The organism is Allobosea sp. (assembly GCF_035999205.1).
Taxonomy (GTDB): domain Bacteria; phylum Pseudomonadota; class Alphaproteobacteria; order Rhizobiales; family Beijerinckiaceae; genus Allobosea.
Map to the genome: position 1 here is coordinate 63,890 of NZ_DASYHA010000026.1, position 23,388 is coordinate 87,277.

22 protein-coding genes and 1 tRNA gene are annotated in these 23,388 nt (G+C 66.6%); 16 read left to right on the forward strand and 7 right to left on the reverse strand.

Annotated features, from left to right (window positions below; genetic code table 11):
• Nucleotides 1-31: 31 nt before the first annotated feature.
• Complete coding sequence (locus VGN82_RS22180; protein WP_414644364.1) at nucleotides 32-1,708, forward strand: SulP family inorganic anion transporter; 1,677 nt, start codon at nucleotides 32-34, stop codon at nucleotides 1,706-1,708.
• Between the two features lie 15 nt (nucleotides 1,709-1,723).
• On the opposite strand, the gene VGN82_RS22185 is transcribed toward VGN82_RS22180, so the two are convergent.
• The 4 genes from VGN82_RS22185 to VGN82_RS22200 form a co-directional block, all read right to left on the reverse strand.
• A complete protein-coding gene (locus VGN82_RS22185; protein WP_327529254.1) occupies nucleotides 1,724-2,386 on the reverse strand; it encodes a hypothetical protein in 663 nt (220 codons plus the stop codon).
• 49 nt (nucleotides 2,387-2,435) lie between these two features.
• A complete protein-coding gene (locus VGN82_RS22190) occupies nucleotides 2,436-3,059 on the reverse strand; it encodes a response regulator transcription factor (RefSeq protein ID WP_327529255.1) in 624 nt (207 codons plus the stop codon).
• Between the two features lie 67 nt (nucleotides 3,060-3,126).
• The gene (locus tag VGN82_RS22195) at nucleotides 3,127-3,543 is read right to left on the reverse strand and encodes a hypothetical protein (protein WP_327529256.1); all 417 of its coding nucleotides are present in this window, start codon (nucleotides 3,541-3,543) and stop codon (nucleotides 3,127-3,129) included.
• 239 nt (nucleotides 3,544-3,782) lie between these two features.
• The gene (locus VGN82_RS22200) at nucleotides 3,783-5,663 is read right to left on the reverse strand and encodes an adenylate cyclase (RefSeq protein WP_327529257.1); all 1,881 of its coding nucleotides are present in this window, start codon (nucleotides 5,661-5,663) and stop codon (nucleotides 3,783-3,785) included.
• A 68-nt stretch (nucleotides 5,664-5,731) separates the two neighbouring features.
• On the opposite strand from VGN82_RS22200, the gene VGN82_RS22205 reads away from it, so the two are divergent.
• From VGN82_RS22205 to VGN82_RS22235, 7 genes are all read left to right on the forward strand, one after another.
• Nucleotides 5,732-6,001: a hypothetical protein gene (locus tag VGN82_RS22205; RefSeq protein WP_327529258.1), complete on the forward strand. Its 270-nt coding sequence runs from the start codon at nucleotides 5,732-5,734 to the stop codon at nucleotides 5,999-6,001.
• A gap of 44 nt (nucleotides 6,002-6,045) precedes the next feature.
• Nucleotides 6,046-6,627 carry a hypothetical protein gene (locus tag VGN82_RS22210; protein WP_327529259.1) on the forward strand — a complete coding sequence of 194 codons (582 nt, stop codon included), beginning with the start codon at nucleotides 6,046-6,048 and terminating at the stop codon, nucleotides 6,625-6,627.
• A 76-nt stretch (nucleotides 6,628-6,703) separates the two neighbouring features.
• Entirely contained in the window at nucleotides 6,704-7,192 is a 489-nt protein-coding gene (locus VGN82_RS22215) for a hypothetical protein (protein WP_327529260.1), read from the forward strand.
• Between the two features lie 41 nt (nucleotides 7,193-7,233).
• Entirely contained in the window at nucleotides 7,234-8,016 is a 783-nt protein-coding gene (gene ppk2 / locus VGN82_RS22220) for a polyphosphate kinase 2 (protein WP_327529261.1), read from the forward strand.
• A gap of 108 nt (nucleotides 8,017-8,124) precedes the next feature.
• The gene (locus tag VGN82_RS22225) at nucleotides 8,125-8,577 is read left to right on the forward strand and encodes a hypothetical protein (RefSeq protein ID WP_327529262.1); all 453 of its coding nucleotides are present in this window, start codon (nucleotides 8,125-8,127) and stop codon (nucleotides 8,575-8,577) included.
• Nucleotides 8,570-9,802, forward strand: a complete 1,233-nt coding sequence (locus VGN82_RS22230) for an HlyD family secretion protein (protein ID WP_327529263.1) — start codon at nucleotides 8,570-8,572, stop codon at nucleotides 9,800-9,802. Before VGN82_RS22225 ends, VGN82_RS22230 begins: the two co-directional genes overlap by 8 nt.
• Before the next feature lie 392 nt (nucleotides 9,803-10,194).
• On the forward strand, nucleotides 10,195-12,891 hold the full coding sequence (locus VGN82_RS22235; RefSeq protein WP_327529264.1) for an autotransporter outer membrane beta-barrel domain-containing protein: 2,697 nt from the start codon (nucleotides 10,195-10,197) through the stop codon (nucleotides 12,889-12,891).
• 159 nt (nucleotides 12,892-13,050) lie between these two features.
• Here VGN82_RS22235 and VGN82_RS22240 read toward each other — a convergent pair.
• The 3 genes from VGN82_RS22240 to mnmA form a co-directional block, all read right to left on the reverse strand.
• A tRNA-Met gene (locus VGN82_RS22240) sits at nucleotides 13,051-13,127 on the reverse strand.
• Nucleotides 13,128-13,197: 70 nt separating this feature from the next.
• Nucleotides 13,198-13,854, reverse strand: coding sequence for a class I SAM-dependent methyltransferase (locus VGN82_RS22245; protein ID WP_327529265.1), 657 nt, complete (start codon nucleotides 13,852-13,854; stop codon nucleotides 13,198-13,200).
• Between the two features lie 47 nt (nucleotides 13,855-13,901).
• Nucleotides 13,902-15,086: a tRNA 2-thiouridine(34) synthase MnmA gene (mnmA, locus tag VGN82_RS22250; protein ID WP_327529266.1), complete on the reverse strand. Its 1,185-nt coding sequence runs from the start codon at nucleotides 15,084-15,086 to the stop codon at nucleotides 13,902-13,904.
• A gap of 233 nt (nucleotides 15,087-15,319) precedes the next feature.
• On the opposite strand from mnmA, the gene VGN82_RS22255 reads away from it, so the two are divergent.
• From VGN82_RS22255 to flbD, 8 genes are all read left to right on the forward strand, one after another.
• Nucleotides 15,320-16,867, forward strand: coding sequence for a flagellar hook-length control protein FliK (locus VGN82_RS22255; RefSeq protein WP_327529267.1), 1,548 nt, complete (start codon nucleotides 15,320-15,322; stop codon nucleotides 16,865-16,867).
• 16 nt (nucleotides 16,868-16,883) lie between these two features.
• Complete coding sequence (locus tag VGN82_RS22260) at nucleotides 16,884-17,546, forward strand: flagellar hook assembly protein FlgD (protein ID WP_327529268.1); 663 nt, start codon at nucleotides 16,884-16,886, stop codon at nucleotides 17,544-17,546.
• A gap of 143 nt (nucleotides 17,547-17,689) precedes the next feature.
• Entirely contained in the window at nucleotides 17,690-17,965 is a 276-nt protein-coding gene (gene sciP, locus VGN82_RS22265; RefSeq protein ID WP_038359348.1) for a CtrA inhibitor SciP, read from the forward strand.
• Between the two features lie 223 nt (nucleotides 17,966-18,188).
• On the forward strand, nucleotides 18,189-19,865 hold the full coding sequence (gene fliF / locus VGN82_RS22270) for a flagellar basal-body MS-ring/collar protein FliF (RefSeq protein WP_414644365.1): 1,677 nt from the start codon (nucleotides 18,189-18,191) through the stop codon (nucleotides 19,863-19,865).
• A 14-nt stretch (nucleotides 19,866-19,879) separates the two neighbouring features.
• Nucleotides 19,880-20,965: a flagellar motor switch protein FliG gene (gene fliG / locus VGN82_RS22275; protein ID WP_327529269.1), complete on the forward strand. Its 1,086-nt coding sequence runs from the start codon at nucleotides 19,880-19,882 to the stop codon at nucleotides 20,963-20,965.
• Nucleotides 20,965-21,573: a FliH/SctL family protein gene (locus tag VGN82_RS22280; RefSeq protein WP_327529270.1), complete on the forward strand. Its 609-nt coding sequence runs from the start codon at nucleotides 20,965-20,967 to the stop codon at nucleotides 21,571-21,573. Before fliG ends, VGN82_RS22280 begins: the two co-directional genes overlap by 1 nt.
• Complete coding sequence (gene fliN, locus VGN82_RS22285; RefSeq protein ID WP_327529271.1) at nucleotides 21,570-21,920, forward strand: flagellar motor switch protein FliN; 351 nt, start codon at nucleotides 21,570-21,572, stop codon at nucleotides 21,918-21,920. Before VGN82_RS22280 ends, fliN begins: the two co-directional genes overlap by 4 nt.
• Nucleotides 21,921-21,964: 44 nt before the next feature.
• Nucleotides 21,965-23,329, forward strand: a complete 1,365-nt coding sequence (gene flbD, locus VGN82_RS22290) for a sigma-54-dependent transcriptional regulator FlbD (RefSeq protein WP_327529272.1) — start codon at nucleotides 21,965-21,967, stop codon at nucleotides 23,327-23,329.
• The last annotated feature ends 59 nt before the right edge of the window (nucleotides 23,330-23,388 follow it).

Below are 23,388 nucleotides of genomic sequence, written 5' to 3' on the forward strand. Positions count from 1 at the left end.
TCCTGATCGCGTGGCGCGCGCCCCGGGAGAGATGCCCATGATCGAGCGATTGCCAATCGCCGACGGCATGCGGGGCTACAAGCTCGAATGGCTGCGCTTTGACGTGACGGCGGGGCTGGCCGTCGCGGCGGTCGCCATTCCCAGCGCCATCGCCTACCCGGCGATCGCGGGCTTGCCGGCCGAGATGGGGATCTATGCGAGCATCCTGCCGCTGGTCGGCTATGCCATTCTGGGGCCCTCCCGCAAGCTGATGGTTGGCCCGGATGCCGCCACCATGACGGTGCTTGCGGCGGCGCTTGCCAACATTCCGTTCGACACTCCGGCCGGGCGTGTCGCGGCTGCCGCCGCGTTGGCGTTGATGGTCGGCGTCATGTGTCTCCTGGCGGGCCGACTGGGTCTCGGTGTCGTGGCCTCATTCCTGTCCCGACCGATCCTGATCGGGTTCATCTCCGGGATTTCGATATCGATCCTGATCGGCCAGATCGGCCGCTTCACCGGCGTGCGCATCGAGTCGGACGGGCTCGTGCAGCCGCTGCTCGAGATCGTCCGCAAAGCTGACCTGATCCATTGGCCCTCCGTCGCCTTCGGCAGCGTCATGTTGGCGCTGCTCGTCCTGCTGGCGCGCCTGCGCTCGCCTGTTCCGGGTCCTCTCGTGGTCGTGGTGCTCGCCGGCCTCGCCTCGGCCCTGTTCGATCTCCAGGGCCGTGGCATGAAGGTGATCGGCAGCCTGCCGAGCGCCATGCCGGAACTCGCGCTTCCCGACATCTCGCAATTGCCGCTCAAGGAGATCCTGCTCGGTGCTGCTGCGATCTGGCTCGTCGCCGTCAGCTCCGGGCTCGTCGCGGCGCGCAGCTTCGGCGCCAAGGACCGCTTCGAGGTCGATGCCGACCGCGAGCTCACCGGGCTGGGCGCCGCGAACGTGTTCTCCGGACTGTTCAGCGGCTTTCCAGTCACGGTTTCGGATTCGCGCACCGCGATCAACATCGCGACGGGCGGTCGCTCGCAGGTCTCGGGGCTGATCGCAGCCCTGGCGCTGACGATCCTGCTGCTGTTCCTCAACAACGCGCTCAGCCTGCTGCCCAACCCGGCCCTCGGAGCGATCCTGGTCTTCGCCGCCCTGAACCTGATCGATGTCCAGGGCTTCAGGGAAATCTGGCGCGTCAGCCGGCTGGAGTTCGCCTTTGCGCTGATCAGCATGTGGGGCGCCATCAGCCTCGGCGTGCTCAGCGGTGTCGTCATCGCCATTGCCGGCACGTTGCTGCATGTCCTGCTCAAGGAGATGCGCCCGCGTGACGCCCTGCTCGGGCGTATCCCGGGGCGGCCCGGTTTCTTCAAGCTGCATCGAGCGGTGGATGCCGCGCCGGTGCCGGGGATGGTCATCTACATGGTCCAGGGCAGCATCCTGTTCTTCAATGCCGACTACATCTGCGAGCGCTTCGAGACCGTCGCGGACCAGGCGCCACCCGGGACGAAGTGGCTCGTGCTCGACGCCAGCGCGGTTGCGCAGATCGACACGACGGGCGCGGCCATGCTGCGGCGCTTGCGAGGCGATCTGGCCGAGGCGGGAATGACGCTCGCGATTGCGGAGCTTCACAAGGAACCGAGCGAGATTCTCAGGCGCTCCGGCTTCTTCGACGGCCCGGATGCGACGCCCGCCTTCGACGATCTCGAGGATGCGGCGCGCGCGATCGCCGGCCCGAAAGCGTAAACGCTCGCCGGGGCGTCAGGGTGCCCCGTCCTTGTGTGCGAATTCGCGCAGGAGGATGTCGATGCTGACGAGCAGGACCCAGACCGGGAAGACCAGGAAGGCCCCGTCGACGGCATGGCTGCCGATCAGGAGGAAGGCGGCGGCCGCATAGCCGACGAAGGCGGTCCAGCGCCCCGTGATGCCCGTCCGCAGAACGATCGTCGAGGCGGTCAGCAGGAAGACGCTCGCGACCTTCAATGCGTAGATGCTCGTCAGGTTGTAGGCGAAGGCCCGTGCCAGCATGAAGGTGACCGAGCCGGTGAGCTCCCGCGGCAGGGCTCCATGGGTGATCAGGATGGCGCCGATCGCGGCCGCGGCGATGAACAGCATGGCGATGAAAAGCAGGCCGCTGCCCAGGAAGACCGTCGCGAACAGCTTGTGCTCCTGCGCGCCCATCCGATCCCGCAACACCCCCATGAACCAGAGGAAGGCGATGCCGGCGAAGGGTATCAGGTTCAGCGCCAGCGCCACCTTCCAGGCCTGGGCGCCGAGCCACTCGCCCGGATCTCGTGGATGCAGGCGCAGCGTCTGCAGGATGAGCAGGATCGCCAGGAGCAGCAATACGGAGAACAGGATGCCAGCGACGGCCGCGGCCCGCGGCGTCTTCAGTCCTTCCGGAGTGGGGCGGGGGCGCGGCACGATGCGAGCCTCGTCGAAAAGGATGCGGGCTTGCGACGGCCTGTCGGTTCTAACGCGAGTTCGCTTCGAGCAGGCCAAGCCGCTCGGCATAGGAGCCGAGCTCGATCCCCGAGCGAATCTGCAGCTTTTCCATCACCTTCTGGCGATGGGCCTTCACGGTGCGTTCCGTCGTGCCCAGCTCGAAGGCGATCTGCTTGTTCATCCGGCCCTGAACGATGTGTTCGAGGACCTCCCGCTCGCGCCGGGTCAGCCGGCGCAGCCGCATCATCGCCGTGCGCAGCCAGCCCTCGCGCTCGCTGGCGAGACGGTGCCGCGAAATCGCGCGCTCGACCGCTCCGATGAAGTCTTCCGTGGCGACCGGTTTGGTGAAGAAGTCCTCGGCGCCTGCCTGGATCGCCTTGACGCCGGTCCTGACGTCGCTGTCACCGGCGAGAAGGATGACGGGCAGGCTGGACCCGGCCCTGCTCAGCCGGTCGAACAGGTCCGGAACGCCGCGGTCCGCCGACATGATGTCGATGACGAGGCAGCTCCCGTCTTCATTCGCTGGAATCCGCCTGAGGATCTCGTCGGCGCTGCAATAGGCCTTGGTCCGGTAACCGCAAGATTGCAGCAGACGGTCGATCCCGGCCGGAGAGGCGGGGTCGCCGTCGATGATGTGGACAATGGCTGACATGGTGAATCCCCCGATTCCATGTTGTCCGCGCGCTGCGTCCGAGTGATGTCGGGCGCCAGGCCAGTTGTCAGGGCGCCTTCAGCATCTCCGGCGTGCAGCGCTGATATCTTGTCGCGATGCCGCCCTCCGCGGCACTGAAACGATTGAGCCCCCCGCCCTCGGCCGGGGCGAGCACGGCGAGAGCCGACGACGAAGAAACCGTGGTCGTGCAACGCAGGGCCAGGAGGTGGCGCTGGCCGCTCGTCCTGGCGCCGGCGATCCGGCAGGTCGCGAGCGGGGTCGTCAGGCGCTTGCCTGAAATGATGAAAGCCGGCGCGAATGCGCTCGCTGGTCGCCTGAACCCGACATGCGACGCCGATACGAAGACGGTCGTGCAAGCCGTGCCCTCCTCGACCCACGCTCCTTCAAGCGGGCCCGCTTGCGCGAGCGCTTGCGGCGAGACCACGCTCAAGGCGAGAACGAACAAGGTCAGGCGACCGATCATATCATCGAACCCTTCCACGTCTGGTGCCGAGTCTGGTGCCGAGAGCGGACCTCGGCGGCAGCGACCGCGGGGGTGAAAGGGAGCGATGGCTCCGCCGACCTCTCCTGCAATAGGCTTTTCCTGCAACCCGCATTGGCAACCCGCACTCCGCCAGCGCCGGAAATCAACGCCACAATCGCGCAGGCAGGTAGTAATTTACGGTTGCATACGGGCCGCTCTCGATATCGGCGCGACCCGGCCTACTCGCTTCCGGCGGCGAAGCGGGGCCGCACCGGAAACCCGGCCTGGATGGCGCCCCGCAGCAGGATTGCACGGTCCCGTGGAATGAAGTTGCGCTTGTCGAGTTCGCCGTCGAAGTCGTCGAAGAAGTTGGGGCGCAGCTTCAGGAACTGCGCGCGGCTTTGTGCCGCCTCCGCTTGCAGACCCGACCTCGCGAAGATCAGCGCCGCGACGAAATGGTAGATCGAAAACTGGCGCTGATTGGCGCGGCGGATCAGGTCCACCGATCGCGGATCATCGCCTTGCATATAGGCGGCGAGCGCCAGCAGTCCGATGTAGTAGTCGGAGTGGCCCGGATTTCTGGCCAGGGCTTCGTCCAGCATGGCCGCCCCGCGCTCCCATTCGCCCGACTGCGCCAGCCGGCTGCCGAACTCGCCCAGCAGCTCCGTGTCATTGGGATTAATCGCGATCGCCTGCGCACCGAGCTTGAGCGCCTCGGCGGGTTCCCGGCTGAAATAGAGCACCGACATCAGCGCCTGCAGCGCACGGACATTCTCCGGATCGAGGCGCACTGCTTGCTTGGCTGCTTCCCGTGCCCGCTCAAGCGGCTTGGGCGAGCCGGGCCGGCGATTGAGCTGGAAGCGATCCTCGTCGAGATAAAGATAGGCCAGCATCGCCCAGGTCGTGGAATGCTCGGGGTAGAGCGCAACCGCGCGCTCCAGACATTCGCGCATCTGCGCATGCTCGGCGAAGCCCAGCCCCATGCGGTATTGATAGAAGCGATGCGCGCATGCCGCCGCTTCCAGACTCTGCGCGTTGCGCGCCAGCGCCGGTTGCGGTGGGAGGCTGAAGACGACGCCGTAAGGCTGAGCGACCACGGTCGCGATTTTCGAAGCGATGGCCGCTTCGGCCTCGACGCCACCGCTCTTACCTGGCTCAGTGTCGTAGCTGGCCGTCCAGACGATGGCGGAGGTACTGGCGTCGAGCAAGCGTGCGGTCACCCGTACCTTGCCATCCGCGGCGCGTATTCCGCCTTCCAGCACATGGCGGTTGCCGAATTGCTGCTGGTTCGGCGTCGTCGTCGCCTCTTCGGCATCCCTGCTGGAGGTGTCCTGCCGAACGACGGTCATCTCCTTGAAGCGCGCCAGCTGCGTCAGCAACTCGTCCTGCAATCCCGCGGCATAGAGGTCTGCTTCCGAATTGCGCGACACGTTCGCGAACCGCTTGACGGTCAGAATGGGGGCATCGGGCCTGGCCAGTGCCCTGGCCGCTGTCTCGATCCTCGGCGTGTCGGCCGTCCAGGCGATTGCGATCACGCAGGCCAGCGCCGCGGCTATGGCCGATCCAGCCAACCACCGGGGCCTTTGCCGGCCGGCGACCGTGGGGCCGGGGCCGATCTCTCCGGGCGGCGTGAGCGAGGCGGGCTCGTCGCGATCATCGACGGGATTCTCGCGCCAGCTGAAGGTAGGTACGTAGCCGCCCTTGGGTATTTCGATGGCAACCGGAGCGGAATGTCCGTCGAGGAGATAATAGCGTTCGAGCGCGCGCCTGAGACGACCCGCCTCGATCCGCACGACAGGGTCGTTCTGGACATCGAAATTCGCGTCGCGGCCGAAGACCTCGACGGCGATCGTGTAGGCCTTGATGCGCTCCGCCTCGCCGGCCAGCGCCTTGCCGACGACATAGATCAGGAATTGCCGCACACGCTGCGGCACACTGAATTCGGCGCTGGCCAGAATGCGATCGAGTTGCGTGCGCACGTCGATCTCGGTCGGACCCGGCACGCTATGCGTGCAGGTCTCGACGGTCGTCCGCTTCAAACGTTGCCGTTCCATGGACAGCCCCCCGGCCGACATCCACGCGCAAACATAGCGGCAGGGAAGCAATTCTCCCCGTAACATACCGTTATTTACTCCCAATCCTCTGCCCAGGCTAGATAGTTCCGGCATTCCAAGGGGGGCTCGTTTCTATGGATCCGGGCGTTCTGGCTGCCATCCGGCTTTTGCCGAGACACAAGCGAGCCATTGAGGAACTGGTTCTCAGCAATGAGAGCTTCCGCGCCCTGTGCGGGGATCTCGCCGAGGCGGAACAGGCGCTTCGGCGTTGGCAAAGTTCCCGTGCCGCCGGACACGCCGAACGCTGCGTCGAATATCGGCACCTCGTCGACGGGCTGGAGGCCGAGCTTCGGCAAGCGATCCGCGAGCGGGAGCGCCGATCCGGAGACGGAGAACGAGTTTGAACCGAAGTTAACGCGGCGTTGATTTCAACAGTGGGGAGTTTCCGATGTCGAAGCGGATGAACTGGATCCTGGCGCTTGCGCTGGCGGTGGGCATTGCGGGCTGTGCGTCCAACCCCACGGTGACGACCAGCACCGTGATCGTTGCCGGCGTCGGGCCGGTCGAGGTCGAGCAGCTCGATGTCGAGATCGTCGACGTCCAGCCGGCCGAGCGCATCGTGGTCGTCCGGCAGGGCGCTCGCTCCTGGCATGTCGCGGTGCCGGCGGTGTTCGGCAACCTGCAGAACATCCAGCCCGGTGACAGGGTCGAGATCCGGCGCGTCGAGGGCGCGATCCTGGGTGCCAAGCGGGCACGCAAGGGGGCCAAGCCCGGTATCGTCTATACAGAAGCAGTCAGCCAGGGGTCTTTCCAGAACCTGCCGGACAAGTTCGTCGTGCGCACGCTGACGCTGACGGCGCGGTTCCAGGGCTTCGACCCAGCCACCGGCCTCGTCAGCTATGTGGGACCGTGGGGCGCTCGCTCGCTGACGGTGGTCGACCCGGTCATCAAGCAGGATCTCACGCGTCTCCGGCGCGGCGACATGATCGAGCTGACCTTCGCGGAAGGGTTCCACTTCCTGAAGATCTGATGTTGGCCCCGGCTTCATTCGGGCCGCAGCGGGCGGCCCGAATGAAGAGACGAAGCTCAAGCGAGGAGAAAAAGTGATGTCGAGCGCAAGCCAGAATATCGAGGCCGGAAAGCTCGGCGACGAGAGCTTCATGTCGGCGGACGATTTGCGCGCCTACATGACCGAACTCGAAATGGCCAAGGCGTCCAAGATGCTGGGCGCCATGGACAAGGCGGAGGAGGCGCGCAAGAAGCTCGTCGCGACGCTCCGTCAGGAGATCGACGTGACGCCCGAGAAGATCGCGGAGATCAAGCAGAGCCTGGCGAACAAGACCCGCGCCGCGGCCGGGCGCGGCGAGAGCGAAGTCCTCGTCATGCGCTTCCCGAGCGCGCTCTGCACGGACAAGGGGCGGGCGATCAACAATGCGGAAGCCGACTGGCCGACGACGCTGACCGGGCGTCCGCGGCAGGCCTACGAATTCTGGAAGGAGCATCTCCAGCCCGCCAAGTACAAGCTGCGCGCCATGATCATCGATTGGCCGGGCGGCTTGCCGGGCGATGTCGCTTTCTTCCTGAGCTGGTCCTAGCGCCCGATCGGTGCATGCATTGACGTTGAAGGAGGCCGGTGATGAAGGCCAATGCCAGCGAACCCATGGACCGGAAGACCTACGAAAAAAAGCTGCGGGACCTCCATGCCGAGCTGGTCGCGCTCCAGGAATGGGCCAAGCATGCCGGCGCAAAGGTCTGCATCGTCTTCGAAGGGCGGGACGGAGCCGGCAAGGGTGGCGCCATCAAGGCGATCACGGAGCGGGTCAGTCCCCGGGTCTTCCGTGTCGTCGCCTTGCCGCCCCCGACCGAGCGCGAGCGCTCGCAGATGTATGTCCAGCGCTACCTGCCGCATCTGCCGGCCGGGGGCGAAGTCGTGATCTTCGATCGCAGTTGGTACAACCGCGCGGGCGTCGAACGCGTCATGGGCTATTGCACCGAGGAGCAGGCCAAGAGCTTCCTCCAGATCGTGCCGGCCGTGGAAAAGGCGATCGTCGATTCAGGCACGATCCTGCTGAAGTACTGGCTCGAAGTCGGCCAGGAAGAGCAGACGCGCCGCATCGAGGAGCGCATCACCGACCCCAGGAAGATCTGGAAGCTCTCGCCGATGGACCTGAAGTCCTATTCGCGCTGGTATGACTACTCGCGTGCCCGCGACGAGATGTTCCGGGCCAGCGATACGTCCTGGGCGCCCTGGTATGCCGTCCATTCCGACGACAAGCGCAAGGCGCGCCTTGCCATCATCGAACATATCCTCAGTTCGGTCCCTTACGAGGCGCCGCCGAGGGAAAAGGTCAAGCTGCCGAAGCGGCAGAAGCCCGATGGCTACGAGGAAGCCAATTTTGCGCGGAACTGGATCGGCTAGGGCCGGGTGAGTCAGCGCGCGCTCCGATTGCGCGGGCCGGAGAGCGGCGCCATTGTCCATCGACCCGTGACCCTGGGTCACGATTCGCGCAGACGCTGGAGTGTTCCCATGGCCGCTGGCCTTCATCCCCTGGCACCACATCACTTGCCGGCCTTCATTACCGCGCCCGGGGAAACCGACGTCCTAATGATCGTGACCGCGCTGATCCTGCTCGCTGCGGTTCTCGGCGTCGGCCTGCTGTTCCTGCGGCTGCACACCTTGCCTGAGCGCATGGCGCACAAGTCGCAGAAGCTCCAGTTCGAGATCGTGGCCGTGCTCGGCCTGCTCGCCCTGTTCACCCATATCCATCTGTTCTGGGTCGCGGGCCTGTTGCTTGCCCTGATCGACGTCCCGGATTTCTCCGGCCTGTTCGGGCGCATGGCCCATGCGCTCGAGCGGATCGCCGGGATGGCGCCGCGCCGGTCAGAGCCGGTCGATGACGCACCGCAAGAGCCCGCCGCGGCCGATCATGGCTCGAACCAGCAGCAAACGCAGAACCGCACGGAGCCTACCCATGCTTGAGCTCCTGGTCTGCTCTCTGCTCACCATCGTGCCGGACTACCTCTACAGGCGCTACCGGCAGGGCAAACGTCTCGGCAAGGAGATCACCTTCTACTCGGTCTGGTTCGAGCTGAGATGGGGCATCATCTCCTGCATGATGCTGACGATCGGCCTGATCACGGTGATCTTCTACAATCACCCGTCGACGACCTCCGCCACCGTCCTGTTCCGCACCGTGCCGATCGTTCCCGAAACGAATGGGCGCGTCGCCGAGGTCCACGTCGGTGTCAGCGGCGCTGTCGCGAAGGGGGCCCCCCTCTTCCGGCTCGACAGCAGCAAGCAGGAGGCTGCCGTCGAGACCGCTCGGCGCAAGATCGCCGAGGTCGAGGCGGCGCTTGTCGTCGCGCAGGCCGAGATCCTGGCCGACGAGGGCAAGATCCAGGAGGCGAGAAGCCAGCAGAAGCAGGCGCTCGACGAGCTCGAGACCAAGCAGGAACTCCGGCGCCGCAACGACGACATTGTTGCCCGACGCGAGATCGAGCGGCTCGAGAATCTTGTGGCCGGACGCGAGGCCGCGGTGGCAGCCGCAGTGGCGGCAAAGGGCGCTGCACAGACGCGCATCTCGACGCTGCTCCCGGCCGAGAAGGCGAGCGCGGAGGCTGCCCTCGCGCAGGCGCAGACCGATCTCGACAAGACCGTGATCCGAGCCGGGGTGAACGGGCGCGTCGAGCAGTTCACCTTGCGCGTCGGCGACGTCGTCAATCCCTTCATGCGGCCGGCCGGCGTGCTCATTCCCGAGGAGGCAGGGCGGACGACGCTGCAGGCCGGATTCTCGCAAATCGAGGCGCAGGTCATGAAGGTCGGCATGGTCGCCGAGGCGACCTGCATGTCGAAGCCCTGGGTCGTGATCCCGATGGTCGTGACCGGCGTGCAGGACTTCATCGCGGCGGGCCAGTTCCGCAGCGGCGAGCAGTTGCTCGATGTGCAGCAAGTCGCAAAGCCCGGGACGCTGCTCGCCTTGCTGGAGCCCTTGCATGAGGGCGGCCTCGAGGGCGTCACGCCGGGCAGCAGCTGCATCGCCAACGCCTACTCCAGCAACCATGAGCTGATCGCCTCGGGCAAGCTCTCGACCGGGCGCAAGATCGTCTTGCATGCGGTCGATGCAGTCGGCCTCGTGCATGCGCTGCTGCTGCGGATCCAGGCTCTCATCCTGCCGATCCAGACGCTCGTATTCAGCGGGCATTAGGATCTGCCGCGCTGCTTGTGTTTCGAGCGGCACTGACGAGCGGGGGCGTCGTGTTGAGCGGCCCCCCGCCGTCGCGAATGGGCAGAGCTCCGGGGAGCTAGCGCCGAGCGATGAATTGCCCGGATGCGGGTGTGCCGCCATCGAGAACCGCAGATGATCGACAGAGGCCAGCGCGTCGACCGGAGGCACTTGCTGGCCCTGGCCGGATGAGTGTCGTGCACTGGGCGCATTCCCCCAATGCCGTATAGAAGTCAGGTGTTAACATTCCCTTGGCGGCCAGGTTCTAGGCATGGTCTCGTGCCGCTCGAATCGTTCGGGCGGCGCTGCCTGGGGGATTTCGGATGCCGATCGGTCCGAATTATTTCAAAATTACTGTAAAATTTCTTTCGACTGTGAGTGCCGTTGCGCTGGCGCTCGGCTGCGGCGCCACGACCTCAGCCTTCGCCGAGACGTTCTACGTCGGAAACTATAGTCAACTTTTCTCCGCCGTAGCCTCCGCCAATGCGAGTGCGGATGACAGCTCGACCATCATCCTCACTCAGGACATCACGACGACAGGAAATCTGAGTGCACCGTCCAAGAACCTCATCATCGAGACCAACGGCTTCACGATCAATGGCCTCACGGCTGTTCCGAATGCGAGGGCAAGCCTGACGCTGCAAGGCACCTTCCGAGGTACGTCCCAAGCGGGGGCTGGTGGAACCGCCTTCATCCAGGGAACGACGAGCGCTCCAAGCTTCATCACGAACAGTGCCTCGGTGTTCGGCGGCGCCTCCTCAACTGCCGGCGGTGGACTGGGCGCCAATCTGTTCGGGAACGTGGCTTTCACGAACAATGGAACAATCATCGGTGGAAATGGCGTGACTCAGGGCGGTACCGGCCTGCAGGTCAGGCAGGTATCCACGATCTCCAACTTCGGCACGATCCAGGGCGGCGATGCTTCCAGCCTGGGCGGCGGCATGGGCGTCGATCTGGGCGGGCCGAGCGGGTCTGCCTCTTCCTTGACGAACAGCGGCACGATCCGAGGCGGCTCCGGCCCGGGAAATGGCGTTGGAGGGTCGATCGGCGGCGTCGGCGTTCTCGTTCGAATCGGGAACAATCCGATCGTCAATTCCGGGCTGATCGAAGGGACCAACGCGGCTGCGATCTGGGCCAATGGCGCGACCGTCTCGCTCGATGTCGTCAACAGCGGCACGATCCGGGCAGGTTCCGGCCAAAACGCGCTCGGCTGGCAGACAGGCGTCACGCCTACAACCGGCACGCTTACTTTGGACCTCCGGGCGGGCTCCGTCATCGAGGGCAACGTCGTTGCCAATGCAGCCGGCACCGTCGACCTGCTCCGCCTCGGTGGCGATGCCAACTGGACGCTGGACGGCGGCGTCGGCAGTGCCGGCCAGTACCGGAATTTCGACACGCTGGAGAAAACCGGCACCAGCACCTGGACGGTTAGCGGCAGCGGCGACTTCGCCGGCGCAACAAGGATCCTCGCCGGCAAGCTGCTGGTGAACGGCTCGCTGGCGGGCTCGGCGGTGATGGTTGCGTCCGGCGCCACGCTCGGCGGCTCAGGCGCGGTCGGCGCGACCACGATTGCCACCGGCGGCACCATCGCGCCCGGCAATTCGATCGGCACGCTCACCGTGAACGGCGCCTTCGTGCAGGCGGCCGGCGCGACCTACCAGGTCGAACTCGACCCGGGGATGGTGACGTCGGACCTGATCAAGGTGAACGGCACCGCGACGCTGGCGAGCGGCGCGGCGCTGAGCGTCGTGAACTATACCGGGGCGGCCTATGTCCCCGGCCAGCGCTACACCGTCCTCTCCTCGACCGGGCTGACGGGAACCTATGGCCTCGGAGAGCAGGCGCTGACCGCCTTCCTCAGCCTGCGCGACGCTTACGACGCCAACAACGCGTATCTGGCGGTGGTCCAGGCTCGCAGCGTCGGTGACGTCGGCGGCACCCCCAACGAGGTCGAGGTCGGCAAGAGCGTCGACAGTCTGCCCGCCGGCAATTCGGTGCAGACCGGCGTGCTGAACCAGCCAAGCATCGATGCGGCGCGGGCTGCCCTGAACCAGCTTTCCGGCGAGATCCACGCGTCTGCCAGGACCGCCCTGATCGATGAGAGCTGGCTGCTGCGCGCCGCGGTCAACGACAGGCTGCGCGCCGCTTTCGGCAGTGTCGGGGCCGCCCCTATGGCAACGCTCAACTATGGCTTCACGGCAGATCGGTCAGCCAGCGTGAAGGGGGCGATGCCTGCGTTGCGCAGCGAGCTCTTTGCGGTCTGGGGGCAGGGCTACGGCTCCTGGGGGAATGCCGACGGCGACGGCAATGCCGCGAAGATGACGCGTTCGACCGGTGGCGTCCTGCTCGGCGCTGATGCGGCGGTGTTCGACAACCTGCGCTTCGGCCTCGTCGCCGGCTACAGCCGCAGCGACTTTGACGTGACGAATCGGCTCTCATCGGGCGAGATCGACAACTATCACCTCGGGATCTATGGCGGCGGCCGATGGGGCGCGATCAACCTGCGGGCCGGCGCGAGCTATAGCTGGCATGACGTCGAGACGAGCCGGACCGTCGCCTCCGCCTTCCTCGGCGGCAATCCCCGGGCGAGCTACGACGCCGGCACGGCGCAGATCTTCGGCGAGGCGGGCTACCGCATGGATGTCGGCCGCGTCGGACTCGAACCCTTCGCAGGCCTTACCTATGTCCACCTGCGCACGGATGGTTTCAGCGAGACCGGCGCCACATCGGCGCTAGTCGGCCAGGGAGACGACACCGGCGTCGGCTATTCCACGCTGGGCTTGCGCGCCTCGACCAGCTTCGACCTGCAGGGGGTGGACCTGACACTGCGCGGCGGGCTGGCCTGGCGCCATGCCTTCGGCGACGTCGACCCGGCCGTGACGCTGGCCTTCGCCGGATCCAACGCGTTCAGGGTCGTGGGCCTGCCGATCGCCCGCGATTCCGCGCTGGTCGAGGCAGGGCTGGATGTCGCGGTCGGCCGGAACGCGACGCTCGGCGTCGCCTACACTGGCCAGCTCGCCGAGGATGCGCAGGACCACGCCTTCAAGGGCGTTCTGGCCGTCAGGTTCTGAGTTTCGCCCCGGCGGTGGTCTTTTGCCGCCGCCGGGCACCGCCGATGATCGTCCGCAACGCGGCGGCCCGACGCGCCCGGATCCCCGCGGAAGGGAGCGGTCGCGGCTTAACCGATGTGGATCCTGGAAGGTAAGCGATTTCAATCGCTTGTAAGAAGATGGTAGCGGGAGAGGGACTTGAACCCCCGACACGCGGATTATGATTCCGCTGCTCTAACCAGCTGAGCTACCCCGCCCCACAGATCGGTTCACCGTTGAACGGCGATCCGTCGGAGGCCGCGATATAGGGGGAGGGGCAGGGGCTCGTCAAGCCTCTGCAGCAGAGAGCCTGGCGGAAGCGAGCTTGCGCAGCCGCACGACCTTGAAATAGCCGGAGCCGATATGGACCGTCTCATACCGGCCGGTCCTTGCGGCCCAGCCGGTCAGACGGCTGACCTTGAAATCGGAGCTCCAGCCGACGGCGCGCGCGAGCGGGGCGAGCGCGGTCCAGACCGCGGCAAATGGCCCGCCATCGTCGACGAGACGGCTCGAGATGACGATCTCGCCACCGGGCTTTAGCACGCGGTCCATCTCGGCCAGGGCCAGTTCGGCGTCGGGTACGAGGGTGATGACGAACTGCGCGGTGACGGCGTCGAAGCGCTCTGCTGCGAAGCCGAGCCGACAGGCATCCATCACCATCAAGCCGCGAACATGCGTCAGCTTCTGGCTCGCGACCTTGCGGTTCGCGACCTTGAGCATGTCGAGCGAGAGGTCCGCGCCGAGGACGCGCGATTCGGGAGTGAAATAGGCGAGCGTCAGGCCGGTGCCGACGCCGATCTCGAGAATGTCGGGGCCACAGGCGCAGGCTGCCTCGACCGCCTCGCGCTGTGGCCCGGCCAGCAGGCGCTGGTAGATCTTGTCGTAGATGCGCGCCCAGACGGCGTAGACGCGCTTCTGGCCTTCGAGATGGTCGGACACCGGCATGCAGCGGCTCTCGCGGGAGGAAGGTGGCAGGGCCGGCCGGGCCGGCTTCAGGAGAGGGCGAGGGCGGGGGTGGCCCGCGAGGTGGGCAGCGGCAGTTCCGGCCGCAGGATGGTGCCGCCGCCAAGCACGCGGGCGCCCGGACCGGCATCGGCATAGATCACGCAGGCCTGGCCGGGGGAGACACCCTCCTCGTCGTTCGCGAGCTCGATCCTGAGCCCGGTATCGTCGCGCAGCAGCCTCGCCTCGCGCGGCGGGCGCGTCGAGCGGACCCGGACGGCGACGTCGAGGCCTTCCGGCGGCAGGGCGTCCAGTGCGGTCTCGCCGAGCCAGTTCAGATCGCGCAGCCTGATCTCGCGGACGCTGAGCGCTTCGCGCGGGCCGACGATGACGCGGGCGGCGTCGGCGTCCAGGCGAAGTACATAGAGTGGCTCTGGCGTGCTGAGGCCGAGCCCCTTGCGCTGGCCGACGGTGTAGCGCAGCACGCCATCATGGCGCCCGAGGACGCGGCCGTCGAGATGGACGATGTCGCCGGGGCGCGCCGCCCCCGGCTTGAGCCGCTCGATGACGTCGGCATAGCGACCATTCGGAACGAAGCAGATGTCCTGGCTGTCGGGCTTGTCGGCGATGCCGAGGCCGAGTTCGGCCGCCAGCGCGCGGGTCTGCGCCTTGTCGATGCCGCCGAGCGGGAAGCGCAGCAGGTCGAGCTGCTCCTGCGTCGTCGCATAGAGGAAATAGCTCTGGTCGCGGTTCGGGTCGGCGGCGCGGAACAGGCCGCGCCGGCCGTTCGGCAGTTCGCGCCCGACGACATAGTGGCCGGTCGCCAGCGCATCGGCGCCGAGTTCGCGGGCGAGCCCGAGCAGGTCGTGGAACTTGACCGTGCGGTTGCATTCGACACAGGGAATCGGCGTTTCGCCAGACAGATAGCTTTCGGCGAAGCGCTCGATCACCGCGTCGCGGAAGCGGCTCTCATAGTCGAGCACGTAATGCGGGATGCCGATCTGCTCGGCGACGCGGCGTGCATCATGAATATCCTGGCCGGCGCAGCAGGAGCCGGCGCGGTGCACGGCGGCGCCATGGTCGTAGAGCTGCAGCGTCACGCCGATGACCTCGTAGCCCTCGCGCCGCAGCAACGCCGCGACCACGGACGAGTCGACCCCGCCAGACATTGCCGCGACGACGCGCGTGGCCGCGGGCGGCTTGGCGATGTCGAGGGAATTGCGGGGCGTGGTCATGGCAGGCTGCGGGTTCCGGCGTGAAGGCGGGCCATCGCCGGCTCTATACCGGCTTTGAGGCGCGGCGGCCAGCCGCGATGGGCAAAACCTGCCGCCCGGCCCGGGCGGAGCGGCTGATCTTGCCGAAGTCTCCTCGGTGTGTCTCGGCTAAGGCATTGAAATATTTCGCCAGGCCGCTGGCTCGGCATTTGCTGGACAGGTCTCGGCGCGCCCTGCGTCTTCTGGACGAACCCATGTCGATTCAGCCTCTGCCGAATGCCTCTGCCGCCGCTGAGCCTGCGATCTCGCGTCGGCGCGCGGCCGAGCGCGATACGGGAGCCGAGAAGGAGAGCTTCGTCCTGCCGCAGGAGGAGGCTGCGCCTGAGGCTGCCGCGCCTGCGCGGGAGAGCGCGCGGGAGACGGGGCGGGACAGCGCCGAGGCGCAACGCTCAGCCGATGAGCCGGTGACCACGGCAGCGGAGAAGCGGTCCGACACGGCCGCCAAGCCCGCGGCCGAGCAGGCAGCGTCGGAGGCATCGGCCACCGAGACGGTCAAGCCAGCCGGCAAACCCGCCTCGACGGTGACCGCGCCTGGCGCTCAGCCGGCAACGCCCACCCCCGATGTCGGGGCGCTCGTCAGCATCGCGATCGCCACGCAGGCCGAGGGCCAGCCCGCACAGGCGGGCAAGGCTGCAGAATCGGCGGGTGACAAGCCCGATTCGCAGAAGGTCGAGGGAGAGGCGGGTGCGGCTGCCGCGGAGCCGAAAGCCGAAGCCGAAGCCGCGGTCATCGTTCCCGTGACCCAGCCGGTTGTTTTCATTACGCCGGGACCGGTCCCGACGCTGCCGGTCGAGCCGGCGACTGCCGCTGCCGAGGCGGCCGGGGAAGGCGATCTTTTGTCCGGAAAGGCCGGGACGGCCGCCGCTCAAGCGGCGCTGACCGTCATGGCGGCACGCGAGACCCTGCCCGCGGCGGCTTCGGAAACGACGGTGCCGGGCCAGGAGATGGTAGGCGCCGCGGCCTCGCCAGCGCCGAAGAAGGGGCTGCCCGTCGCGACCTCCGAGGCGTCGGCGTTGCCGATCGATGACGGCCAGGTCGCGACGCCCGAAACGGTGGCGGCCGGCACCGAGAAGGCTGTGCCGATCCAGGGCCAGACACAGAGCCAGGCCCCTGCACAGGCTTCAGCCCCAGCCGATCTGAAGCCGATCGAGGCGCTCCAGCAGGCATTGAACCCGATCGATGTCTCGGCGCTGGGGCAGCAGGGAAGCGCCCGACCGGAACCGCTGCGCATCCTGACGACCCCGGACCAGATCGCGGCTCAGACGACTCTCGCCACGCCAACTCAGACCGCCGCAGGCGGCCCGCCGACGCCGCTCCATGTGCTGCCGATCGAGATCGGATTGCGGGCCCTTGCCGGCGCACGCCAGTTCGACATCAGGCTCGACCCCGGCGAACTGGGGCGGGTCGACGTCAACCTGTCGATCTCCGACAGCGGTGAAGTCAGCGCCAAGATGGTCGTCGATCGTGTCGAGACGCTGCACCTGCTGCAGCGGGACGCGCGCACGCTCGAACGCGCCTTCGAGCAGGCCGGGCTGAAGCCGTCCGATGCCGGCGTCGACATCACCCTTCGCGATCCGTCAGACCAGTCCGGTTTCCGCCAGAACCGGCAGCAGGACGAGGCGCCGCAGCGTGCGCGCGTCCTCGCCGCTGGAGCCGAGATGACTGACGACAAACCCATTATCGCGCAGCCCGCGCCCGTTCGCCGCTTCGTGCGGCTCGGCGGCGTGGATATGAGCGTCTGATCAGAGGAGGAGCGCCATGACCGTCTCCAACACCAGCAGCAGCACATCGACGACCACCAATACCAGCACGGTGACGGGCGGAACGTCGATCGCCAATAACTTCGACCAGTTCCTGACGCTGCTGACGACGCAGCTCAAGAACCAGTCGCCGCTCGACCCGCTCGACACCAATCAGTTCACGGCCCAGCTCGTGCAGTTCGCCGGCGTGGAGCAGCAGCTCAAGACCAACGAGACCCTGACCTCGCTGCTCAGCCTGAACTCGGCAAACACGGCGATCAACGCGGTGAACTTCGTCGGGACCGAGATCGAGGCCACTGGTGCCACGACTCAGCTCGCCGACAACAAGGCGGAATGGAAGATCGACATGCCGCGGACGGGCACCGCGATCATCGCGATCAAGGATGCCAATGGTAGCACCGTCCAGACCGTGACGAAGACACTCGATTCCGGCAGCCAAGCCTTCACCTGGGACGGCACGACCTCCACGGGATCCAAGGCGGCGGACGGTCAGTACACCATCTCGATCGAGGCCAGGGACTCCAGCGGCGCGGTCGTGACACCGACAACGACCATCAGCGGCATGGTCGACGGGGTCGACTTCAGCGGCGGGGCGGTGGTGCTCAAGATCGGCGACCTCTCGGTGCCGGTCGAGCAGATCAAGAGCGTCGTCCGCAAGTGATCGCGTCGTGGGCGCCGTGCAGTCCTGCCCGTGAGTGGGCTTCGGAGGAGATGCAGAAAGCCAGCGTCTTCGCCTTAGGCAATTTTTAAAGCCGCAGGCCTATGCTCAGCACAAGTAGCTCTGTTGAGTTGTGTGAGTGTACCATGACCGAGCCTTTGCGACCACGGGTGAAGTACGTGATCGGACCGGACGGAAGTCCGTTGACGATCGCCGATTTGCCGCCGATGAACACGCGCCGCTGGGTAATCCGGCGCAAGGCAGAGGTCGTCGCCGCCGTACGCGGCGGCCTGCTCAGCCTGGAAGAGGCCTGCCAGCGCTACACGCTGACAGTCGATGAATTCCTGAGCTGGCAGATGTCGATCGACCAGCATGGGCTCGCCGGGCTGAGAACGACACGCATCCAGCACTACCGCCAGTAAGCGGTTCATCTAGCGCTGAATTTTTCAAGGCGCCGGTCCTTCGGGATCGGCGCCTTTTCGTCGTTTCGAGGCCGTGGCGGCCGTGTCCCGGGGAGCCCGGCGAGACAATCTTTAACGCCGGCCCGGCAAAAATTAACCAGACGCTAACCATGCACCGGGAAAAACTTGCCTAGTGCGCCGCTTCCATTCCCGGCCACGACGGCTTTGTGAAACGGATAGCGGTGTGAGCGGCATCGTCCAACAGTTCCAGCGGTTCGGAGCGGCGCGCCTGGCGGCCATGCTCGCGGTGACGCTCGCGCTCGTCGGCTTCTTCGCCTTCGTCATGCTGAGGATGTCCCAGCCGGCGATGAGCGTGTTGTTCTCGGATCTGTCGCAGCAGGACGTCAGCGCGATCCTCAAGGAACTCGACACGCGCAACATCAAATATGAGCTGCGCAGCGACGGCCAGACCGTACTTGTCGCAAAGGCGGACGTCCCGCGCCTGCGCCTTGACCTCGCCAGCAAGGGCATACCGGCCGGGGGCGGCGTCGGCTACGAGATCTTCGACAAGGGCGATGCCTTCTCCTCGACCAGCTTCGTGCAGAACATCAACCATCTGCGCGCACTCGAGGGCGAGCTGTCCCGGACGATCCGGTCGATCAGCCGCGTCCAGGCGGCGCGGGTCCATCTCGTCATCCCGGAGAAGCGTCTGTTCGAGCGCGACCGCGAGCCGCCGCGTGCCTCGATCGCGCTGAAGCTCGCCGGCGAGCTCGATGCGGCGCAGGTGCGGGCCGTTCGTCACCTGGTCTCCTCGGCGGTGGACGGGCTGAAACCCGAGCGGGTCTCGATCGTCGATGAGCGCGGCCGGCTGCTGGCCGACGGCGCCCAGACCGACAATGGCCTCGCCGGCCTCGGCATCGAGGAGCGGCAGGTCGGCATCGAGAAGCGCTTGAAGCTCCAGATCGAGGACATCGTCGCCAGCATCGTCGGCCATGGCCGGGCCCGGGTGCAGGTTTCGGCGGCGCTGGACAGCAACCGGATCGAGAGCCGCTCCGAGACCTTCGATCCCGAGAGCCGGGTGGTGCGTTCGAGCCAGAACCGCACCGAGGCCTCGACGACGTCGGAGAATGGCGGCCCCGTTACCGTCGGCAACGAGCTGCCGGGCGCCCAGCAGGGCCAGGGCGGCACGCCGGCGCCCAAGGACGCCTCGCAGAAGAACGAGGAAGTGGTCAACTACGAGATCTCGCGCACGACCCGCACCGAGGTGCTGGAAGGCGGCCGGGTCAAGCGGCTGTCGGTCGCCGTGCTGGTCGACGGCACCTATACGCGCAGCCCGAACGGCGAGGTCTCCTATCAGCCCCGCAGCAACGAGGATCTCGAGCGCATCGGGCAGCTGGTCCGCACGGCGGTAGGCTTCGACGACGGGCGTGGTGACAAGATCGAGGTCGTCAACCTCCGCTTTGCCGAGGCGCCGCCGGCGCTGACCGATCTGGTCGAGCAGAGTCTGATGCAGCAGCTGCTCTCCTTCACCAAGGAAGATCTCGTCCGCTTCGCGGAACTGGGAGTCATCTCCCTGCTGACATTGATCGTGCTGATGGTCGTCGTGCGGCCGCTGCTTAAGCAGGTACTGGCGCCCGAGGCCGGCGTCGGCAGGGCCCTGCCGGCCTTCATGCGCAATGGCGTGCTGGTGACATCGGAGGAGACGACCGGCGATCCGGCCGGATCGCAGGCGCTCGCCACGGTGTCCGAGGGCATGCCGCTCGACGTCGATGCGCCGTCCGAACGCATGCTTGCCGTCGCCCAGATCAAGGGCCAGCTCAAGGCGCAGTCGGTCGAGAAGATCGGTCAGATGGTCGCGCAGAATCCGGCTGACAGCATTGCGGTGCTGCGCACCTGGATCCACGAAAAAGCCGCGGCATGACGGGGCTCTGAAGCATGGCCGAACCACGTTCCATCGCCACGCGAAACTCGGGCGGCCGCGACGTCGGGACGATCGAGGGCGGCGGCATCGGCGTCACCGACATCGCGACGATGACGGGTCCGCAGCGCGCTGCGGTCATCCTCCTGGTCCTGGGCGAGGAGCACGGCCGCGCGATCTGGTCGGATTTCGACGACGAAGAGATCCGCATCATCACCCGCGCCATGGCCGAACTGGGCACGGTCGACTCCGACGACGTCGAGAGGCTGATGCTCGACTTCGTCGGAAAGCTGTCGAGCGCCGGCGCCGTGACCGGCTCCTTCGACAGGACGATCTCGCTGCTCGAGAAGATCCTGCCCGGCGATCAGGTCGCGATGATCATGGAGGAAATCCGTGGTCCGGCCGGGCGGAACATGTGGCAGAAGCTCGGCAACATCGATGCCATCGTGCTCGCCAATTTCCTGAAGAACGAATATCCGCAGACCATCGCGGTCATCCTGTCGAAGATCCGGGCGGAACATGCGGCGAACGTTTTGCGCAACCTGCCGAACGATCTCTCGATCGAGGTTGTCGGCCGGATGCTGCGGCTGGAATCGGTGCAGAAGGAAGCCCTCGACCACATCGAGAACACGCTGCGTACCGAGTTCGTCGCGACGCTGACCCAGACGCGCCGCCGCGACCCGCACGAGATGATGGCCGAGATCTTCAACGGCTTCGATCGTCAGACCGAGATGCGCTTCCTGTCGGCGCTCGACGTTTCCAACCAGGAATCGGCCTCGCGCATCCGCGCGCTGATGTTCACCTTCGAGGATCTGGGCAAGCTCGATCCCGCCGGGCTGCAGACGCTGATGGGGCAGGTCGACAAGGATACCCTGGCGCGCGCGCTCAAGGGCGCCAGCGAGACGATGCGGAACTTCTTCTTCAGCGCGATGTCGCAGCGCGCCGTCAAGAACATGCAGGACGACATGCAGAGCCTCGGGCCACTGCGCCTCAAGGAGGTCGACGAGGCGCAGACCAAGCTGGTCACCTTGACCAAGGACCTGGCGGACAAGGGCCAGATCGTCCTGTCCAAGGGCAATGCGGAAGACGAACTGGTCTATTGATGATGAGCAGTGCCAAGAAATTCACATTCGGCACCGATTTCCGCGAAGGCGGACGGCGTGCGGCGGGCGAGGCGGATATCGCCGCCGCGCGGGCCGAAGGTGTCATTGCCGGCCGCGAGCAAGGACGCCGCGAAGCCGAAAGCCAGATCAACAGCCTGATCGCCCAACTGGCGCGCGCGGCCGAGCGCCTGATCGCGCAGGAAGCGGCCCATGCCGGGGAGGTCGAAGCCCAGGCGGCCTACGTCGCCATCGTCGCTGCGAAAGCCCTGGCTGGCGCGGCCCTGACGGAGCGGCCGCTGGCGGCGCTGGAGAACGGATTACGGGAGTGCCTGTCGCATGCCCGCCACGCGCCGCATCTCGTGATGCGGGTGAATGACGGCGCCGTCGAGGCGGCCGAAGGGCTGGTCAAGCGCCTGGCCCAGGAAATGGGCTTCGCGGGCCGCCTCGTCGTGCTGGGCGACCCTGGCATCGCGCCGGGCGACGGGCGCCTCGAATGGGCCGATGGCGGCTTCGTCATCGAGTCGGAACAGCTGGCGCGGCTGGTGGATCAGGCGGTCGCGAACGCCTTCCCCGGCTTCCGTGCCCCTCAGAATAGGGACGACAGATGAGCCCGGACAACGACCTCAACCTGCCACCGCTGAACCCGGCCGACCTGTCCTTCGACAACAACGACATGTCGGTGGCGCGCTCGGGACCGATCCCGGTGAAGACGGCCGAGGACCTTGAGCAGGTCTTCGACGTGCCGGTCAACGTCTCCGCCGTCCTCGGCTCCTCGAAGATCGCGATCGGCGATCTGCTCCAGATCGTGCCCGGCGCCGTGCTGGAACTCGACCGGCGCGTCGGCGAGGCGATCGACATCTTCGTCAACGAGCGCCTGGTCGCGCGTGGCGAGGTCGTCGTCGTCGAGGAACGGCTCGGCGTCACCATGACCGAAATCATCAAGGCCGACCGGTGATCACCGGCCGACCCGACACGCATTTTCGCAGAAAGGCCTGAGCCATGCGCCTCATCATCGCCGGCGGTCTCAAGGGACAGATCATCGCCGCGGCCAAGATCGCGATGTCGCACGGAGCGGCGGTGACGCATACGGAAGGGCTCGATCAGACGCTCGCGGTGCTGCGTGCCAAGGGCGCCGATCTGCTGATGATCGATGTCGTGCAGCCGGTTGCGGCCTATGTCGCGGCGCTGGAAGCCGAACGTATCCGCACGCCGATCGTGGCCTGCGGCACCTCGACCGATGCGCGCGCCGCGGTTGCCGCGATTCAGGCCGGTGCGCGCGAATACGTGCCGCTGCCGCCCGATCCGGAGCTGATTGCCGCCGTGCTCGAGGCGGTCGCCGCCGACCAGTCGAGCCTGATCTGGAAGGATCCGGCGATGGAGCGGGTCGTCCAGCTGGCCTCGCAGATCGCCCGCTCGGACGCGCCGGTTCTGGTCACCGGCGAGAGCGGCACCGGCAAGGAGGTGATCGCGCGCTACCTGCACCAGAAGTCGCTGCGCAAGGACAAGCCCTTCGTGGCCGTGAACTGCGCTGCCATTCCCGACAACCTGCTCGAATCCGAGCTGTTCGGCCATGAGAAGGGCGCCTTCACCGGCGCCATCGCGCGCCGCATCGGCAAGTTCGAGGAGGCCAATGGCGGCACGCTGCTGCTGGACGAAATCTCGGAGATGGATGTCCGCCTGCAGGCCAAGCTGCTGCGCGCCCTGCAGGAACGCATGATCGATCGCGTCGGCGGCACCCAGGCGGTGAAGGTCGACCTGCGCATCATCGCCACCTCGAACCGCAATCTCGGCGATGCCGTGCGCGAGGGCTCGTTCCGAGAGGACCTGTTCTACCGCCTAAACGTCGTGCATCTGCGCTTGCCGGCACTGCGCGAGCGGCCGGGCGACATCCTGGCGCTGACCGATCACTTCGCCCGCAAATATGCCGAGCTCAACGGCATGCCGCTGCGTCCCGTCGCTGCGGACGCCCGCAAGCTTTTGCTCGCGAATGCCTGGCGCGGCAATGTCCGCGAGCTGGAGAACACGATCCACCGGGCGGTGCTTTTGGCCAAGGGCACTGAAATCGGGGCGGATGCGGTCATGACGCCCGAGGGCGAGACGCTCGGCCCTGCGGCCGGCCGCGACACCGCCGCACGCGCGGCGCAGACGGCAGAGGCCGTGACACGCTCGCTCGTCGGCCACACGGTTGCCGATGTCGAGCGCGAGCTCATCCTCGACACGCTCGACCACTGCCTCGGCAACCGCACCCATGCGGCCAAGATTCTAGGGATTTCGATCCGGACGCTGCGCAACAAGCTCAGCGAATACACCTCTGCCGGCATACCGGTGGCAGAACCCGGCCAGGCGCGCGTCAACGCGCTCTGACCTCAACCCGTTGTCCCGCATCCGGCTGGCCAGCAAGCTGCGGCCAGCCGAGCTGCTGG

Coding starts and splice junctions, on each gene's coding strand:
- VGN82_RS22180 (WP_414644364.1), top strand. CDS start 32: ATGCCCATGATCGAGCGATTGCCAATCGCCGACGGCATGCGGGGCTAC.
- VGN82_RS22190 (WP_327529255.1), bottom strand. CDS start 3,059: ATGTCAGCCATTGTCCACATCATCGACGGCGACCCCGCCTCTCCGGCC.
- VGN82_RS22195 (WP_327529256.1), bottom strand. CDS start 3,543: ATGATCGGTCGCCTGACCTTGTTCGTTCTCGCCTTGAGCGTGGTCTCG.
- VGN82_RS22200 (WP_327529257.1), bottom strand. CDS start 5,663: ATGTTACGGGGAGAATTGCTTCCCTGCCGCTATGTTTGCGCGTGGATG.
- VGN82_RS22205 (WP_327529258.1), top strand. CDS start 5,732: ATGGATCCGGGCGTTCTGGCTGCCATCCGGCTTTTGCCGAGACACAAG.
- VGN82_RS22210 (WP_327529259.1), top strand. CDS start 6,046: ATGTCGAAGCGGATGAACTGGATCCTGGCGCTTGCGCTGGCGGTGGGC.
- VGN82_RS22215 (WP_327529260.1), top strand. CDS start 6,704: ATGTCGAGCGCAAGCCAGAATATCGAGGCCGGAAAGCTCGGCGACGAG.
- ppk2 (WP_327529261.1), top strand. CDS start 7,234: ATGAAGGCCAATGCCAGCGAACCCATGGACCGGAAGACCTACGAAAAA.
- VGN82_RS22225 (WP_327529262.1), top strand. CDS start 8,125: ATGGCCGCTGGCCTTCATCCCCTGGCACCACATCACTTGCCGGCCTTC.
- VGN82_RS22230 (WP_327529263.1), top strand. CDS start 8,570: ATGCTTGAGCTCCTGGTCTGCTCTCTGCTCACCATCGTGCCGGACTAC.
- VGN82_RS22245 (WP_327529265.1), bottom strand. CDS start 13,854: ATGCCGGTGTCCGACCATCTCGAAGGCCAGAAGCGCGTCTACGCCGTC.
- mnmA (WP_327529266.1), bottom strand. CDS start 15,086: ATGACCACGCCCCGCAATTCCCTCGACATCGCCAAGCCGCCCGCGGCC.
- VGN82_RS22255 (WP_327529267.1), top strand. CDS start 15,320: ATGTCGATTCAGCCTCTGCCGAATGCCTCTGCCGCCGCTGAGCCTGCG.
- VGN82_RS22260 (WP_327529268.1), top strand. CDS start 16,884: ATGACCGTCTCCAACACCAGCAGCAGCACATCGACGACCACCAATACC.
- sciP (WP_038359348.1), top strand. CDS start 17,690: ATGACCGAGCCTTTGCGACCACGGGTGAAGTACGTGATCGGACCGGAC.
- fliG (WP_327529269.1), top strand. CDS start 19,880: ATGGCCGAACCACGTTCCATCGCCACGCGAAACTCGGGCGGCCGCGAC.
- VGN82_RS22280 (WP_327529270.1), top strand. CDS start 20,965: ATGATGAGCAGTGCCAAGAAATTCACATTCGGCACCGATTTCCGCGAA.
- fliN (WP_327529271.1), top strand. CDS start 21,570: ATGAGCCCGGACAACGACCTCAACCTGCCACCGCTGAACCCGGCCGAC.
- flbD (WP_327529272.1), top strand. CDS start 21,965: ATGCGCCTCATCATCGCCGGCGGTCTCAAGGGACAGATCATCGCCGCG.